The sequence below is a fragment of the Emticicia oligotrophica DSM 17448 genome, from assembly GCF_000263195.1.
In the GTDB taxonomy this organism is placed as follows: Bacteria; Bacteroidota; Bacteroidia; order Cytophagales; family Spirosomataceae; genus Emticicia; species Emticicia oligotrophica.
Genome location: NC_018748.1, coordinates 3,542,897 through 3,561,687 on the forward strand (window position 1 = coordinate 3,542,897; position 18,791 = coordinate 3,561,687).

The window sequence follows — 18,791 nt, forward strand, 5'->3', positions numbered from 1 at the left end:
AATAATTGATTATAGATAATTTTGAATAATGAATTCAATAGAAAATAAAGATGGTGCAAGCCTAAAAGCTGAATTAGTGGCTGATTTTCAAGCATCGCAAGCAAGATTGAATGGTAAAAGTAATTTGCCAGTACATCAGTTGCGTGGCGAAGCCATGAAAAATTTTGAGAAATTAGGTTTCCCTAGTATCCGTCATGAAGAGTGGAAATATTCGAATGTAAGTAATTTAGTAAAACAAACATTCGATTTCCATACAAAAACAGACTTTAACCAATCCGACCTTGATAAAATTGCATTACCCAATCTTACTGGAAATGTACTTTATTTTATCAATGGTGTCTACAGTGCCGAACTTTCGCAGATTGTTAGCCCTGATAATAAATTAAAGGTACTTCCATTTGCTGAGGCTCTTGCTCAACAACCGGAGTTAATCGAGGGGCATTTTGCAAAATATGCCAACTATGAAACAGATGCATTTACGGCATTGAATACGGCACTTTCTCATGATGGTGTAGTAGTTCAAGTAGCTGATAATAAGATTGTTGAAGAACCAATTATCTTGAGATTTATTACCGATGCACGCACAGCTAATGCTGGTTCGCAACCACGTAATTTAGTAGTAGTTGGTAAGAACTCACAGGTAAAAATTGCTGAAGCATATCGAACCGTAGGTGAAGAAGCGGCATTCGTTAATACCGTTACAGAAATTGTAGTTGCTGAGTCGGCAATGGTTGATTATTATAAGGTTCAGAACGAAAGCGATAAATCGTATCATATCGGAACAACTCAAGTTTACCAAAAGAGCAATAGTTATTTCTACGCGGCTACCGTTACAATTAACGGAGGCTTTGTACGTAATAACCTTAATATCGTACTTGATGGTGAGCACGTTGAAAGCCACATGTATGGTTTATATGTACCAAATGGTAAGCAGCATGTTGATAATCATACGTTGGTTGACCACCAAAAACCAAATTGCCAAAGTAATGAGCTTTACAAAGGTGTTTTGATGGATAAATCAACAGGTGTATTTAATGGTAAAATCTTTGTTCGTCAAGATGCCCAAAAGACCAATGCATATCAAAATTGCCGAAATGTAGTGACTTCTGATGATGCCATAATGAACACTAAACCTCAGCTCGAAATATGGGCTGATGACGTAAAGTGCTCGCACGGAACAACTACTGGGAAACTCGATGATGAAGCTATTTTCTATATGCAATCGCGTGGTATTCCTAAGAAAGAAGCTATTCGTTTACAACTTTTAGCATTCGCTCAAGATGTTGTTACGCAAATAAAGATTGATTCAATCAGAGAATATATTGAAGAGCAAATTTTACATAAATTAGAAGTTGCTTAATTCAAAATAGCATAAATAAAAATCCCCAAATCGAAAGACTTGGGGATTTTTATTTATGGGAATTAGTTGAATTATATCGGTTGACTTTCGCCCATCTCACCTTCCCATTTAGCTACAACAGCGGTTGCTACGGCATTCCCAGCTACTGATGTTGCCGAGCGACCCATATCAAGTAACCAATCAACCGCTAATACTAAACTGATACCTTCTTGTGGCAAGCCAAACATCGAAAGTGTTCCTGCAATTACAACTAATGAGGCACGTGGCACACCCGCAATACCCTTACTTGTGAGTAAAAGTGTAAGCAGCATCGTAATTTGCTGGCCTAATGAAAGTTCAATACCATAGATTTGGGCAATAAATCCAGTTGCAAAAGTCATGTACATCATTGAACCATCGAGGTTAAATGAATAACCAAGTGGTAGAACAAAGCTGATGATTCTCTCAGAAATACCAAATTTCTTTAATTGTTCAATTTGTAAAGGCATTGATGCTTCTGAACTTGCTGTACTGAAAGACAAGAAAATAGCACTTTTTACGTATTTGAGTAGTTTCCAGTAATCAACTTTAGCGAATATACATATTACCCAAAGAATAATTAGAATGAAGAAGGCTAAAGTAGCAAAGAAACAAATAATCAAGTATAAATAACCACCTAGTACGCCGAGACCTTTAGCGGCAATTACTGCTGCCACCGAACCAAAAACTGCGTATGGGGCGAAGGTCATAACATAACCTACAATCTTAAACATTACTTCAGAAATGGCATCAAGTGCTTTGATGATTACTTTTCCTTTATCACCAATACCAGCAAGAGCGATACCGAAGAAAAGCGAAAATACTACAATCTGCAAAACTTCATTGGTAGCTAATGCTTCAAAAATACTTTTAGGAAAAACGTGTGTAATGAAGTTTTCGAGTGTCATTTTCTTTGCTTCAATTCCTGTGTCTGCCCCCGAACTTGGAATATCGAGTGTCATCACTTTACCTGGTTTCATTAAGTTTACGGCTACTAGGCCTGAAACTAATGAAAGAATTGTCGCAAAGTAAAAATAGCCTAAAGTTTTAAGACCAATACGTCCAACAACTTTGAAATCGCCGAGCTTGGCAATTCCAACAGTAAGAATAGAGAAAACCAACGGCCCCAAAATCATTTGTATCATTCTTAAGAAGATTTTTGAAAGGAGTTGTAAATATGAACTCCAATCTTTTACACCTTCATTGGCTTTTATTTGTTCAAGAGTTAGAGATGATGCATCTTTTACTCCAAACTGCCCTAAATCAAAATGATTATGAATGAAATAACCGACAACAATGCCGACTGCCATGCCGATAAAGATTTTCCAGGTAATGTTTAGTTTCATAATGGTTTATATTCAACACTTTTCACCCTAAAAGTGCTATATTTGGTATAAATGAACTCCTTGCCCTTTGAGAGTTTTTCTTTGGTTAATAGTTTTTTAGTGGCCAATTACAGAGTTTAGGGTCTTGTATTTTCCTATAGGGTGTTAGGTTTTTTTAAAAATTTTCCGATAAATTGGCTTGCGATAAAGGAATTGAAGATACAAGATAGGATAAAAAATGTAATCTGTCAAAATTGTGGGTGTACGAAATTCTATTTCATCAATTATTTTACAACCACTGCCATGTTCTTCAATGATATGTTGATGTTTCCAATTACTCAGAAAAAAAGGAAGCTTAATTCCCTCATCTATGAAGTAAGCTTTTTGCCGTTCATAAACAGAATCTGTAATAATACTTATCCAAATTTGCCGTAAAATAAAAAAATTTAGTTCTATTGTAACTTTTTCGCCAATTTTATGTCCAAAGGATAAAATACGAACAATAGGGAAGGGGGGAGATAATTTCAGAAGTAATTTTTCATTGAATTGATGCCAAACTTGTTCAAGGTTTTGTTCAACATTTGTTTCGATTTTGATATGCATTGATGAAATCTTATTTTTAATTTAATTCGTATATTGATAATAAGCATTTACATTAAATAAATTTGGTTCAATACCGTAAAACCCGTATGAAAAACAGGGGTTTTTACGCTAAAAAAAAACAAATCCCTTTCAGATATTTGTATTGTTCAATTAACCCATAAAACAGAGAATATGTTTTTAGAAATCTACACAAGTATTAATCATCTATTTATGATTTACCCCATTCAATTATTGATTGTGGGAGTGTTGCTTGCTTTGGGCTTTTATGAGCTTTTTTATTTTTTAGGTTTAGAGAAATTCTTTGGAATTGGTCGAAATTTTGGCCATCGAAAATATATAAAGTAGATTTTGTTTCATCATAGTGGTTAGGGTTGTATACAAAGAGCCATCTCATTTGAGGTGGCTTTTTTGTTTTCGCCTTTTGTTTTAATTATTAATATAATCCAAATGGGCTTAAAAAAAATTATATTTTCTTTTAGGAGTTAATGATAAAGTATATAGATTTGTTTCAATTTGATACTTTAACACGCACTTTTACATGAAAAAAATCCAACTTTTGCTGGTAATTAACTTAATTACCATAAAAACAATTTATGCACAACAAATTCTTCTACAAGGCTTTTATTGGGACTATCCAAAGACTGGACAAGGATTTAACTGGTCTGATACTTTAAAGAATAAAGCCCCAGATTTATCAAAAGCAGGCTTTACACATATTTGGTTTCCTCCATTTGGAGGCAATGGAAATAAATCTGGGGGTTATGACCCTAAAGATTTATTTATTGGTCAGAATTCAACTCAAACCTCGCTTGGTACAAAGCAGGAAATTAAAGAGATGATTAATGTCTTTGGGCAAAATAACCTTAAAGCAGTTGGGGATATGGTTTACAACCACAGGGATGGAGGGAATCCCGAAACAAACCCTGCGGTAAAAGAATATATGTTATTCTATGCAGGTAAAAATGATGGTTCATGTCCAGGTACTTCTTATAAATCGCCATTTCCTTCAGATAGAGTACGAATGATTATTCCTATAGGAGGTGCTACAGGGCTAACTTCTGGAACTTATTATGTAAGTATTGGTTCTCGTTCAGGAGGTTATATTGGCAAAAAAATAATGTTTTTTGCTACAACTACTAAAGCAGGTGGTGGGCAAGCATGGGATTTTGTGAGTGGGTGTAATCCTAAAAATACAGCTATTACTATAAATACAGATATTGCTGCTTCAGGAGCAGAATATCAAACAAATTTAAAACAAGGTTATTGGGATACCTTCGATTTTGCTAATGATGTAGATGAATTTAAGATTACATTAAATGCTAATGATTTTAATGCCAGCGGAGATACTTTAGTCATTCAGGCAATTAATCTTTGTGGAGATTACACTGACCACCGAATCTCTAAGATATGGTACACTACACAAAGTACCGATATTGCTAATCCATCGAGTTGGAATACGAATAATTACAAACTACAATTTCAAACTTATACTGATTTTTCTGGCTTACCAAGTGGAAGAGGTGGAAATAACTGGAAATCTTTTCGTCCTAATTGGAATGAAGGAGGGGTAAGTTCTGAAGGTGGTGCAACAAGTACTTGCTTGGGGCCTTCATGGAGTATGCAAAGTATGGACTATTTCTATGATTATGACCATAACCAATCAATGGCAAGAGATACTTTGATTGAATGGACCAAGTGGGCTTATGATGAACTGGGAGTGAGAGGACTACGAATGGATGCAATCAAGCATTTTGAGGCAAATTTTGTTGGAAAAATGCTTAATGCAATGTACGAATCAGGAAAAATACCAGACTTTGTTGTAGGGGAATGGTATGGTCAAGAAAACCCTGCAGTACAGAATTGGATTTCCAGTGTAAATGCCTCGATGACAACTGCGGCAAAAGCTGCCATCAAACCCAAAGTATTTGATTTTGCCTTAAGAGATGCACTAAAACAAGCTTGTGATAATGGTGCAGATGCTCGCAATGCTTTCTACAATAGCTTCAGAGATGCACGAGGTATGAGTGGCTTTAATTTGGTAACGTTTGTAAACAATCATGATTTTAGGAGCTCAAATCCTGCATGGGGTGATGCTTTAGTTTGGCAGAATCCAATTTTGGCTTATGCCTATATTCTCACTAATAATCAATTAGGAGTGCCTACCATATTTTATCCTGATTATTATGGATACCCTACCCATAACACTACTTACGGCTCTGATATTTACGGATTTGATTATCATCCCACGGGTTTGAAGCCTTTGAAGCGAGATATTGACCAATTAATTCAGGTTCAGAAAAAGTTTATTAATGGTTCCCAAAATGTTTATTATTTAAATCATTATGGAGGAGCATTGAATCCAGTACCTTCTCCGAACTATTATCAAAAAGGAAAACATTGGCGAAGTTTAATCTACCAACTCGATTCAACAGGTAGTGCTGGAAAGAGAGAGGTGATCGTAGCAATTAATTTTGATGATGATAGCTTAAAGGTAAATCATTTAATAGCCAATGCTAATCGTTATCCAACTGGAACCAAGTTTACCGATATTCTGCAAAAGTCTTCTAACCTTATAACAACGGTAGATGCTCAAAATAGAATTTTTATTTCTTTGCCTCCAAAGAGTTATACGATCTATGTACAAGGAGACTCACCTTGCTATGCGTATGAGTTGAGTAAAAAATATTCGGCAGGTACAACAGCAAAGTTTGAATCACCTAATTCGATTATTGCTTCTAATATCATCGAAAGTGCAGCAAATATAAAATATGATGCTGCGAAGTATATCTTACTAGACACAGGATTTATTGCAGAAAAAGGAGCATTTTTTGAAGCCTACATTGATGGCTGTGGAGGCCAAAAATAAAAACACAGATAAAAAACAATTTTTGCTAACTATACTTTAACCTTTTTATGAATAACTATTTACTATTTTTAGTAAAGAAGTGTATTTTTTTGTGTTTAATTTTCTTGTTTTACACTTCTACAACTTTTGCAACAAGCGGTATTTTCGAATCGTATGTTATCGTACAGGCCAATGGGGGTTCTGTAAATTATTATGACTTAAATGCTTCTACCGCAAATCCTGATTTTCATGGATTTTCCTTTGGAACCTTTTCTTGCACAAGTTCACTTATAATAAAGGGTGGACAAAATAAAACTTACAAGAATGGCACTGATAATATTTTGAATGGCTATTTGCATTATCGTATATTTAAAATTGGAACTGACCCCAACACTGCAACTTGGTATTCAATTAATTTATCATTTGATAGAAACTTAACAAACCCAGGTGACCAACAATGGACAGGTACAAGTGGTACTACAAATGTACTTCAAGGTTTGGCAGATGGTTCTTATAGTATTGAGGTTTATTCGACAGCTGATTTTAATTACAATGGAGGTAGCGGAACTCATTATATGAATTTAGGTGGAGCAAACTATAAGGCTTCATTTACCATTAGTAATCCTATTTCAATTACTGCTCAACCAACTAACCCGAGCACTTTTTGTGTGGGAAGTAATGTTAGTTTGAGTACTACAGCAACTGGAGCTGATACTTATTATTGGCAAGAGGAAATTTCATCTGGAAATTGGGTAAATATTTCTGGAAATACAGGTGCTTTAAGTTTAGCAGGAGGAACCACATCAATTACTTTTAATAATCTAATTACAACAAAAAAAGTCAGATGTTTACTAACTAATTGTGGTGGTTTGAACCAAATTTCAACAAACGAAATTACACTTAGCCCTCAACAACCTTCAATAAATATTCAGCCCGTAGACGCTATTGATTGTTATCAAAATGTCGTCAGGTTTTTTGTTGGGGCTTCAAATGTTTCCTATCAATGGCAGAGAAAAAGACCAACGGATGCTGATTTTATAGATTTGACGGGTGTTGATGCAAATGATGTTTCAGATGCATCAACCAACTATTTAAGAATTGCACAGGTAGGTTCAGCAAATAATTTAGATGGAACGCTTTATCGTTGTAAAATTACTAGTTTAAATGCTCCTTTTTGTACTAATATAACCAATACAGTTACCCTATTTGTCAACGAGTTCAATACTGTAAGTGTCACGAAAAGCCCATTATGTGTAGGTGAACCAATAACTTTTACAGCAAATATTGCTACAGGGGCTGCCCGATTACAATCTTATCAATGGTTTAAGAATAATATTTCTACTGGCAGTATCAATGGTGCTAACAATGCCAGTTATTCAACTACTATTACTTCAACTTCTGATAATAATTGGGGGATTCAGGGAATATTTCAGTCAAAAAGTACAAATATTACAGGTATTACAACGATCGGAACTTGTAGTACAACTAAAGAAAAAAGTATTACTGTAAAGGCATTACCAGCCACACCTACAGCAAACAATGTAAGTAGATGTGGAGAGGGTACGGTTATACTCAGTGCCTCCTCAAGTTTAAGTACAAATGAAATATTTAGATGGTATGATAGTAATACTTCTCAAAATATTTTAGGTATTGGAGCTAGTTATACAACTACTTCTTTAGCTGTTGGTACTTATACTTATTACTTGAGTGTTTATAATTCTTTAACGACCTGTGAAAGTCCACGTACATCAATAACCGTTACTATTAACCCCATTCCATCCATATTGTTGGGTAGCATTGCGGATATATGTAATTCGGCTAATAGTTTCAGTCTTCCTTATAATTCAATCGAAAATTCACCTGATCAATACAGTATTTCGACAGGGAATCCTGCTTTGAGTGGTTTTACTACGATTAATAATGCTACACTTAATACATCGCCAATAATTGTACCTATTCCAGCGAACTCAAGTGCTGATACTTATCAATTTCTACTTTCCGTAAAGAACACTTCAACTGGGTGTATTTCAAATTCTCAAAATTTCGCTTTAAAAATTAACGCAACGCCAAGTGTTCCTATAGTAAGTTCGCCAATTAATTATTGCCAAAATATTCCCACGAATGCCTTAATGGCTACGGCAGTAGGTTCAAATACGCTTTTATGGTATGGAAATAATTCTTCAGGCGGGACTTCTTCGATGAATGCTCCAGTACCTAATTCGAATGTTGTTGGTTTAAATACTTTTTATGTTAGTCAGAAAAATTCAAATAATTGTGAAGGTCCAAGAGCAGCTATAGATGTCATTATTAATGAGATTCCAGCTTCTCCAATTACTTCAACAGTTGTAAGTTTATGTAAAAATGCCACCGTAACTGCTCTTACCGCAATTCCTTCGGGAACTAATACATTAGTTTGGTATGATGAAAATGACAATATTTTGCCAGCAGCACCGGTGCCCAATACCTCAGTGGTTGGTAGTCAAGTATTTAAGGTAAGTCAGAAAAGCTCTTTACCAGCTGGTTGTGAGAGTGAGAAAGTTAGCATTATTGTTAATATCAATGATTTACCGTCAGCTCCAAGTGTAAATTCACCCATTGGATATTGTCAAAATTCTACTGCTATCGCATTAGTTGCAAATTCAATCGGGAGTAATAGTTTGGTTTGGTATGGTATTAATTCAGTAGGAGGTATCTCAAGCAACAACGCTTCCATTCCTTCAACAAATACTGCAGGTACAACAAGTTATTTTGTTAGCCAAAAAGATGGGAATAACTGTGAGAGTTTACGAGCTAAAATTGATGTAATTATTACGCCAATTCTTTCGGCGACGATTACTGGGAATAACACATTCTGTTCAACTGGTGTGTTGAATACTTCAACTACACTTGTGGCCAATCCTTTGGGGGGCGATGGCAATTTTAATTATCAATGGCATAATAATGATGGTTTAATAGTAGGAGCAACCAATCAAACTTTTGATATTAATGGTTTAATTCAAACCAATAATTCAGAACCTTACAGGTTAGCTATTACCTCAGGTTACTGTTCTTCGACGGCAAATATGACAGTAAATAAATATGGCTGGAGTGATATTCCGAGTATTTTAGGCAATACGCCTGATATTTGTGCAAGCGGTTCAAAAATATTGGTACTAAATAATCCGACGCCTTCGGGAACTTATAAATGGTTTACTGATGCATCAACTTTAGTACAGATCGCTACTGGTACTAGTTATAATACACCAATTTTGACTAATTCTATTTCTTACTTTGTGGCACGTGAGCAGCAAATTACTGCAAATCTAGTTTGTCAAACAGCGAGATCAGAGGTTAATATTAAAGTAAACGAGACCCCCAATGCACCAGTTTTAATTAATTCTGCAAATAAATCATCGTTTTGCAATACCGAGTCAAGTTTTAGTTTATCGGCATCTTGTAATACTGGAAATAGCTATTTTAGATTGAATGGTGGCTTATGGACTTTAGGTAGTAGTATTAATATTAACCCTACAAATTATGCCCTTTTGACCACCTTGAATTATGAGTTCAAATGCTCTCTAAATAATTCTTGTGAAAGTTTAATTTCAACCTTGAATATAGTTATTAATCCATCTCCAACGCCTCCTTTAATTTCAGGAAACACAAACATTTGTGCAGGCAATTCAACTGTTTTATCGGCAAGTGGGTGTAATGGCCAAATTGTTTGGTCAAATGGAGATACAAGTAATACTGTTAGTGTTTCATCCTCAGGTACTTATAGTGCAGTTTGTGTGCAAAATGCTTGCACGAGTGTTTTGTCTAATACATTGTCAATAGTTGTAAATCCAAAACCATCTGTTCCTACGGTAGTTTCAAATGATGTGGATAATGTGATATGTGCTGGCTCTAGTGTACAATTAAATGTAAGTAATTGTGGGGGGCAGGTAGTATGGTCAAATGGTTTTACTGGCTCTTTCATCAATATTACTACATCGGGTACTTTTAGTGCGGTTTGTGTAGAAAATGGATGCATGAGTGAGCCATCTACCACACAAACTATTTTGGTAAATGCTTTGCCAAGTATTACTTTGGGAAGTATCCCAAGTATTTGTAATAATGCAAATACATTTAGTTTGCCCTATTCAACCATTGGCAATTCACCAGATAAATTCATCCTTACTTCTACAATGCTAGGTTTTAATTCGGTTGTAGATGCTGATTTACCTACTTCTCCAATTTTAGTAAATATTCCAACGGGAATAGTAGGGAGTAATGCATTTACAATCAGTGTTAAAAATTCAATAACAAATTGTATTAGCTCGCAGGATTTTAATGTGTTAGTTTTGCCTGTATTGAATGGTGGAAGTATAGAAGGAAGCTCAAGTAGTGTAAATTGTTCGGGATATAATGCTGGCGTAATTTCAAGCGTAAGTTTAGCTATCGGAGGAAAAAGCCCTTACACTTATCAATGGCAATTTTCTAGTGATGGTAGCGGTTTTAATGATATTATTGGTGAAACTTCAACAACTTTCAATCCACCAGCCTTAACATCAACCACTTTTTACCGTAGAAAGGTTACAGATGCATGTGGAGTAGATATGTATTCTTCGAATGTTCATAAAATACAAATTGTGCCAGACCCACAAATAACCTTAACAAGTTCGAGTGATATCAATATATGTTCGGGTAGTAGTATTTCATTAGAAGCAACTACGATTGGTGGTTCTGGTACTTGTTCTGCTACTTGGGAAAGTTCAAGTACACAGACAGGTACATTTATAACCGAGCAAACTGGTGGATTAACATTTTCAAAGATTAGCACTAATTTTTCATCCAATCCTTTAGTTACTTATTATAGAGTAAAATACAGTTGTACTGGTACTGGTTCAAGTAGTTGTAATCAATCTATTTCATCACTAGTAAAAGTTACAACCTTTGCTGTTCCTTCGGAGCCAATAATTTTGGGAGAAAGCTTTCTTTGTACTGGTAATACAACAAATTTAGTTGCTACTGGCTGTAATGGCGTGGTTACTTGGAATCAAGGTTCAACGGGGAGTGTGCTGAGTGTTTCAACAGCAGGCTCTTATAGTGCCACTTGCATTCAAAACACATGTGTAAGTAATGCCTCAAATATTCATACAATTATTATTAGTCCAACACCTCCAACCCCAATTATTAGCTCAAATGATACCGATAATATTATTTGCGAAGGAGCATTTGTTGAGCTGAGTGTAAATAATTGTGCAGGAAATGTAATTTGGTCTAATGGTTCTACTGGAACCGCAATTTTAGTACGAATTTCAGGTACGTATCATGCGACTTGTATGCAAAATAATTGTTTAAGTGCAATTTCGACTTCACAAACTATTGTCGTAAATCCAATTCCTTCGATTCCAGTTATTAGTGGTAACTTAAGTATGTGTGCTGGGAGTACAACTACATTAACGGCAACTGGTTGTACTGGTTCAATAGTATGGAATAATGGCAATACAGGAAGTGTATTAACTGTCTCAATAGAAGGTACTTACAGTGCAAAGTGTTTGGCAAATAATTGTGAAAGTTCGTTTTCACCAATAAAAATAGTTAGTATAAATTCCATTCCCAGTACCCCAAAGATAACAGGAAAATTAAGTGTATGTAAGGGAAGTTCAGCACTTTTGAGTGTGAGTGGCTGTATTGGAGAAATTACTTGGAGTACAGGTGCTATTGGAAGTGAATTACAGGCTTCAGTTGGTACTTATTCAGCAACTTGTACTGAAAATTCATGTATGAGTCTATCTTCCGAAATATTTACGATTTCTGAAAACCCTCTTCCTATAATAAATGTAAATTCAGTGAATGATATATGTAATGGAGCTTCTTCTTTTGAACTTGCCTACTCTTTAAATAATGCAGATAGATATAGCTTAATTTCAACTATGCCTGATTTTCAATCAGTTTTGGAGAGTAATTTGGTCAATTCACCATTAAGTGTAATGATTCCTAGTGGTAAAACAGGAACCCATACCTTTACTATAAAGGTAGAAGACTCAATTACAGGATGTAGCACAAGTCAGAATTTCGGTGTAAAAATCCTTCCCCCATTAACTGGAGGAAGTATCGAACCTTCATCAATTACATTGAATTGTTCGGGGTACAACGCAGGCGTGATTTCGAGTGTTAGTTTGGCAAGTGGTGGCAAGAGTCCATACACGTATCAATGGCAATCTTCGCTTGATAATCAGGTGTTTATAGATGTTATTGGTGCAAGTTCAGTAACTTATGACCCACCAGCCTTGAGTAGTACGACCTATTACAGAAGAAAAGTGGTAGATGGATGTTTAGAAGAAAGTTATTCAACAAATATTCATGAAATCAAGATAGTACCCGACCCACAGATTACCCTAATAGATGCAAGTGAACGAGTAATTTGTTCTGGAGAAACGATTAACTTAACAGCAACCACACTAGGAGGTTCGGGAACATGTGTGGCTACGTGGCAATCATCATCTACGCTTTCAGGTACTTATGTAAATGAGCAAGTAGGAGGTCTTGGTTATAGTACAACATTGACAAATACCTCATCAAGTTCAATTGTTAAGTATTACCGAGTACAATATGCGTGCTCGGGTACAGGTTCGGGAAGTTGTAATCAATCAACATCATCAGTGGTTAAGGTAACGATAAATCCAATGCCAGTTGTACCAGAAGTGAATGGGGTTGGAACAATTTGTAAGGGACAAAGTACAACACTAACCTCAAGTGCTTGTAATGGTACAATTGTTTGGACAAATGGAATGACAGGAACAAGTATTAGTGTATCAGAAGGATCTTACAAAGCTGTATGTGTGAACGATTGCGGAACAAGTATAGAAAGCAATGAGATAGTAGTAAATGTTAAGACATTACCTGTGCCAATAGTAGTTGGCACAAGCATGATTTGTATGGGTCAATCGACAGCCTTGACTGCTAGTGGTTGTGAAGGGGAAGTAATATGGAGTAATGCATTAAGTGGCACAAGTATCATAGTTAGTCCAAGTACAACTAGTACATATTATGCTAGATGCGTGTTTGATGGCTGTGAAAGTGAGAATAGTTTAGGAATAACAGTAACAGTCTCACCGAGTATAAGTTTTAGTGTAGGAGAAGTTCCAGATATTTGTCACTCAGCGATGAATTTTGAAGTACCGTATTCATTGACCTTAGGAAGTCCAGACCAATATAGTTTAACATCAACGATGCCAGGATTTGTTTCTATTATTGATGCAAACTTGAAGGTGTCACCAATTTCTGTGACTATTCCGAATGGACAAACAGGTACTTTTAATTTTACATTGACATTAAAGTCAAGTTCAACAGGCTGTAGTGCTATACAGAGTTTTAGTGTAAAAGTATTACCAGCATTAACTGGAGGAAGTATCGAACCTTCATCAATTACATTGAACTGTTCGGGGTACAACGCAGGCGTGATTTCGAGTGTTAGTTTGGCAAGTGGTGGCAAGAGTCCATATACGTATCAATGGCAATCTTCGCTTGATAATCAGGTGTTTACAGATGTTATTGGTGCAAGTTCAGTAACTTATGACCCACCAACCTTGAGTAGTACGACCTATTACAGAAGAAAAGTGGTAGATGGATGTTTAGAAGAAATTTATTCAACAAATATTCATGAAATCAAGATAGTACCCGACCCACAGATTACCCTAATAGATGCAAGTGAACGAGTAATTTGTTCTGGAGAAACGATTAACTTAACAGCAACCACACTAGGGGGTTCGGGAACATGTGTGGCTACGTGGCAATCATCATCTACGCTTTCAGGTACTTATGTAAATGAGCAAGTAGGAGGTCTTGGTTATAGTATATCATTGCCAAATACCTCATCAAGTTCAATTGTTAAGTATTACCGAGTACAATATGCGTGCTCGGGTACAGGTTCGGGAAGTTGTAATCAATCAACATCATCAGTGGTTAAGGTAACGATAAATCCAATGCCAGTGATTCCAGTTATTTCACCAAATGCTGTTACATTGTGCTCAAACCAGTCAACAATAATTACTGCAACTGGGTGTAATGGTTTGGTTACTTGGAATAATGGACAAACTGGTACTGCCTTAACTGTTTCAGAATCAGGTATTTTTTCTGCAAATTGTACGCAAAATAATTGTAAAAGTGAAGAGAGTTTAGCTTCGATAGTAACAATGTCATCTAAAGGCACTGTGTCAGTTCCAATTATAAACAGTAATTTAATAAATATTTGTAAAGGCCAAACAACCACACTTACAGCTACTAACTGTGTAGGTATTGTAAGTTGGAGTGATGGACAGATTGGAACGTTGATTAGTGTTAGTCCACAACAATCTACGAGTTACACTGCTACTTGTCTTGATGGCATTTGCAGAAGCGAATCAAGTAATCAAGTTTTAGTAACCGTTATTGAATATCCAGTCATTTCTGTGCAACCAAAAAACGAAGCAGATTGTAATGGAAATTCAGTTACATTATCAGTTTCGGCTTCCAATGTTAGTGATTATCAATGGCAAAAGAAACTTCCAAATGAGGATTTTAGGGATATTTTAGGGGCCAATACAAATACATTAGCAGTGGGAAACATTGGAGGCTCCAATGGCCCTCATCTAAGTGAATACAGAGTAATTTTAAGTAATAATTCTTGTAGTATTGTTTCAAATATTGCGGTACTAACCGTTAATTCTATTTCAGGAATTATTGATGACCAGCAAGTTTGTAGTGGTACAAGTGTCACTTTCGATTTATCAAAAGTTACGTTTTCTGGTACAATTAAAAACTTCCAATGGCAAAAACGATTGAGTACCTCAGGCACATGGAACGACATTGCAGGAGCAAATTCTTCTACTTTTTTCATCAGTGGTGCTACTAACGCTGACGAGCAATATTATCGTTGTAAAATAACATTTACGGCGGGTACTTCTACTTGTATACGTTATACAACTGAAAATGACTCTAATGGAGCCAAACTTACAGTTTTAGTTGCTTCTAATCCGTTTATTTCTGGGGTAGATTCTGTATGTTTAGGAAAAAGTACAACCCTTACCGCAAATAATTGTGATGGAGAAATTTTATGGTCGAATGGGCAAACCACAAAAACTATCATAGTTTCTCCAATAGAAAATACATTTTATTCACTTAATTGTAAGCTATTAGGATGTAACTACGATGTTTCCTCAGAACCTTTCTTGGTTAAGGTCAATCAAACACCTTTACCCGAAAGTCTTACTAACGATGTTACAGTTCCAGAAACCTTAGTGTTTTCCGCAAAAACAACGATAAGTAATGCTTCTTTAATTTGGTATAATAAGGCTACTGGAGGAAATTCTTCAACTATTGCCCCAACATTCACTTCAATAGGCACTTATAATTATTGGGTTTCACAAACAAACCTAATTACTGGTTGTGAAAGTATAAGGCTTCCAATTACTGCTAAGATTTTAGATTATTTTCACATTTCTAAACAGCCAACGAGTCAAGTTGATTGCAAAGGAAATTCTGTTTATTTAGATGTAACTACAGCAGGAGTTAATGCCAATATTACCTATCAATGGCAAAGAAAAAGACCAAATGAACCTGATTTTGTAAACTTAGTGGCCGAAGGCAATGGAATAAAAGGTTGGTTTTCTAAAACTATGGTTGTCTCAAACGTAGGAGATAATAATAATCCCAATCAAACGCAGTATAGGTGTATAATTAGTAGTGGAGGACAAACCATTACCTCTGAAGTTTCTACACTCACCGTTAATTCAATTACAGGCTCTTTACCGAATTTAGGTATCTGTATTGGTGGAACTAACGAATTTAATCTACAAAACTATTTTTCAATTACGGGTAATGTGTTGAGTTACCAATGGCAAACACGATCAAGTACGAATGGAACTTGGACAAATCTAGTAGAGGGAAATGGAATTTTGGGTAGCACGAGTAATATTTTAAAGTTTACAAATGCAACGGAAGTACAGGGAGTTTATTATCGTTGTTTAGTGAAATTTAATACTAATGGTTTTGAATGTATTGAGCCAACTGATGCTGGAAAGTTAATTGTAAGTGGATTTCCACCAGCACCCGCTGTAACTAACGTTTTTTATTGTCAAAACTCCTCGGCAAGTAAGTTAAAAGTGAATAGTTCAGTACAAAATTTGGTTTGGTATAGCCAAGAATTTGGAGGAATTGGCTCAAAAATCGCACCAATTCCTGGTACAAGCATTGCTGGAGAATTTAAGTATTATGTTGCTGACCGGACAGATGAAGGTTGTGAAGGCCCCAGAGCGTCAATTACAGTTTCAGTAGGGGAGTTACCACCAGCTCCAAAAAATACCACGCCGATGAGTATCAATGAGGGAGAAGTATTGACTTTTTCAGCAGAAGGAAACCCAGTTGAAAATCAGGTTTTACGTTGGTATAGTTCACCAAACACTTCAACTTTTACTACTACGGCTCCAACATTTTCAACAGCAGGTACTTATACGAGGTATGTGGCTCAAGTTTCAATGCATAGTTGTGTTGGCCCTCGAATTCCCATTACTGCAACTATCATTCCTACTTTAAAATTTACTAAACAACCTATTTCGCAGGTAGATTGTAATGGAAATGCTGTTACATTTAGTGTTTCTGCATCAGCTCCAAGTGCTTTTACTTATCAATGGCAAAGAAAGAAAGTCAACGAAAGTGAATTTTCTGATTTGAATAATGAAACAAGTAGCTCTTTGAAAATTGCCAATGTTGGAAGCTTTGAGAACCCCGACCAAACAAGGTATCGTTGTATTATAAAAAATGAAAAAAGTGCTGTAATCTCAGAAGAAGCAATATTACAAGTAAATCAAATTCTGGGAGCATTACCTACAATGAGCCTTTGTGATGGAAAACCAAGTAAGTTATCATTTGAAGGCTTATTATTTACAGGAAAAATTGTTTCGTATCAATGGCAAAAGAAATCAGGTAATACTTATTTAGATATTCCAACCACCGTAAATGGTTTCGCGGAAATTACAGAAACTGGTAACTATCGAGGTAGAATTTCATTTATGGTTGATAGAAACTCAACTTGTGTTCGAACTGTAGATATCAAAATTGAATCTAAACCAAGACCTGAGATTCCACAAGTAAGCAATCAAGTTATTTGTCAAAACTCGAATTTTGATATTACAAAAATGGTTAAAGCTACACATCAATTACGGTGGTACGAATCAATGACAGATTCTACTTCAGAAACAATTCCTCCAAAAATTGATGTGAGTAAACATGGAACAGCGACCTATGTAGTTAGTCAATTAAGTGAATTTGGTTGTGAAAGTGAACGAAAATCATTTGAAATAAAAATCGCATCTATACCTCAAATTCCAAAAGTAAATGATACAATTTTTTGCCGAAATGCACCAAGTGAAGCACTTTTGGCAAAGACTTCAGATGAAAATCAAATAGTTTGGTATGCTTCAGCAAATGGACAAGAGCCATTAAAGCAGAAGCCAATTCCAAATACAAAACTTGATGGTGAAAGCATTTATTTCGCCGCTTCAAAAAATACAGATGGTTGTGAAAGTGAAAGAATTCCATTGAAAGTTACGATTCAACCTTGCATAGCTACTTTGATAAATGATAACAATAATTGTTTGCAAATAGCAGCAGATAGTGTCAAGGGGAACAAATGGTTTGATTTATATGATTCGGCTGGACGTTTATATGCGTCAGTTAATCCTAATGGACAAAATTTAGGGAAGGTCACGGCTTCTATTCGCCATTATGGCCGTGGAGCAATGGCTATTCCAACAACAGAAAAAGGCACAAAATTAATGTCACGTTATCTTGATTTTCAAAGTTCGTTGCTCAAACAATTCAAAAAACCAGTTTCTTTAAGAATATATTACCTAAACGAAGAGTTAGATGAGTATAAAATGGCAACAAATTTACTCGATTTAAGCATCAATGATTTCAATATTGTGCATTACGATGGTATTCGGGAAGATTGTGGTTTTGAAAATAATGATAATTTTAAAGAAGGGGATAGTTATGTGATTTATAAGAATGTGCTGGGTAATCAAATCATGGAAGATTTCTTCTTTTTAGAGTTCGAAGTGAATGAATTTTCTGAAAATGGAGCCACCGCCAATGATTATACTGAAATATCATTTGCAGGAAAAGAAACAGAAAATCAAACGGTTGCTCTAAATTGGAAAAGTAAATTTGAAGTAAAAGCTGAAAAATATGTACTTGAGAGAAGTGATGATTGTAAAAACTTTGTAAAAATTGCAGAAATAAAAGCAAATGGAATTGGTAGTTCGTACGAAAGTATTGATTTACAGCCACTAGCAGGTAAAAGCTGTTATAGATTAGTGTACATTGACAAAGATGGAACAAAGAAATATCTTGATGCAATCGAAGTTAAATTTACCGATACTACCTCTGTTTGTACGGTTTTCCCAAATCCATCAATTCAAGGAAATGAAGTGAGTTTGTATTTAAGGAATATCAAAGAAAAGCAAATCAATTTATTCGATATGCTTGGTCAAAAACTTTCTTATTCATTAAATAAAGAAGAAACTGGAATAATTAAAATTCATCCTGATGTAAATCTCAGTCAAGGTATTCATTTCTTAGTTGTGATAGGAGAAAATGGCAAAAAGTGCATTCAAAAAGTAGTGATTAATCCTTGAGA

General features: G+C 35.4%; 5 protein-coding genes. 3 read left to right on the plus strand and 2 right to left on the minus strand.

All coding sequences use genetic code 11. The features are described from left to right. Positions 1-28: 28 nt before the first annotated feature. A complete protein-coding gene (gene sufD, locus EMTOL_RS14685) occupies positions 29-1,360 on the plus strand; it encodes a Fe-S cluster assembly protein SufD (protein WP_015030094.1) in 1,332 nt (443 codons plus the stop codon). A 71-nt stretch (positions 1,361-1,431) separates the two neighbouring features. On the opposite strand, the gene EMTOL_RS14690 is transcribed toward sufD, so the two are convergent. After that, positions 1,432-2,724: a dicarboxylate/amino acid:cation symporter gene (locus EMTOL_RS14690; protein WP_015030095.1), complete on the minus strand. Its 1,293-nt coding sequence runs from the start codon at positions 2,722-2,724 to the stop codon at positions 1,432-1,434. Between the two features lie 144 nt (positions 2,725-2,868). Beyond that, entirely contained in the window at positions 2,869-3,306 is a 438-nt protein-coding gene (locus EMTOL_RS14695) for an SRPBCC family protein (protein WP_015030096.1), read from the minus strand. 538 nt (positions 3,307-3,844) lie between these two features. Between EMTOL_RS14695 and EMTOL_RS14700 the strand changes: the two genes are divergently transcribed. Together EMTOL_RS14700 and EMTOL_RS14705 are read left to right on the plus strand one after the other, a co-directional pair. Next, positions 3,845-6,172, plus strand: coding sequence for a 3-coathanger stack domain-containing protein (locus EMTOL_RS14700; protein WP_015030098.1), 2,328 nt, complete (start codon positions 3,845-3,847; stop codon positions 6,170-6,172). A 47-nt stretch (positions 6,173-6,219) separates the two neighbouring features. Next, positions 6,220-18,789 carry a T9SS type A sorting domain-containing protein gene (locus tag EMTOL_RS14705; protein ID WP_015030099.1) on the plus strand — a complete coding sequence of 4,190 codons (12,570 nt, stop codon included), beginning with the start codon at positions 6,220-6,222 and terminating at the stop codon, positions 18,787-18,789. The last annotated feature ends 2 nt before the right edge of the window (positions 18,790-18,791 follow it).

Excerpts from the sequence above, each read along its gene's own strand:
- EMTOL_RS14690 (WP_015030095.1), bottom strand. The coding sequence starts at position 2,724 with ATGAAACTAAACATTACCTGGAAAATCTTTATCGGCATGGCAGTCGGC.
- EMTOL_RS14705 (WP_015030099.1), top strand. The coding sequence starts at position 6,220 with ATGAATAACTATTTACTATTTTTAGTAAAGAAGTGTATTTTTTTGTGT.
- EMTOL_RS14700 (WP_015030098.1), top strand. The coding sequence starts at position 3,845 with ATGAAAAAAATCCAACTTTTGCTGGTAATTAACTTAATTACCATAAAA.
- sufD (WP_015030094.1), top strand. The coding sequence starts at position 29 with ATGAATTCAATAGAAAATAAAGATGGTGCAAGCCTAAAAGCTGAATTA.
- EMTOL_RS14695 (WP_015030096.1), bottom strand. The coding sequence starts at position 3,306 with ATGCATATCAAAATCGAAACAAATGTTGAACAAAACCTTGAACAAGTT.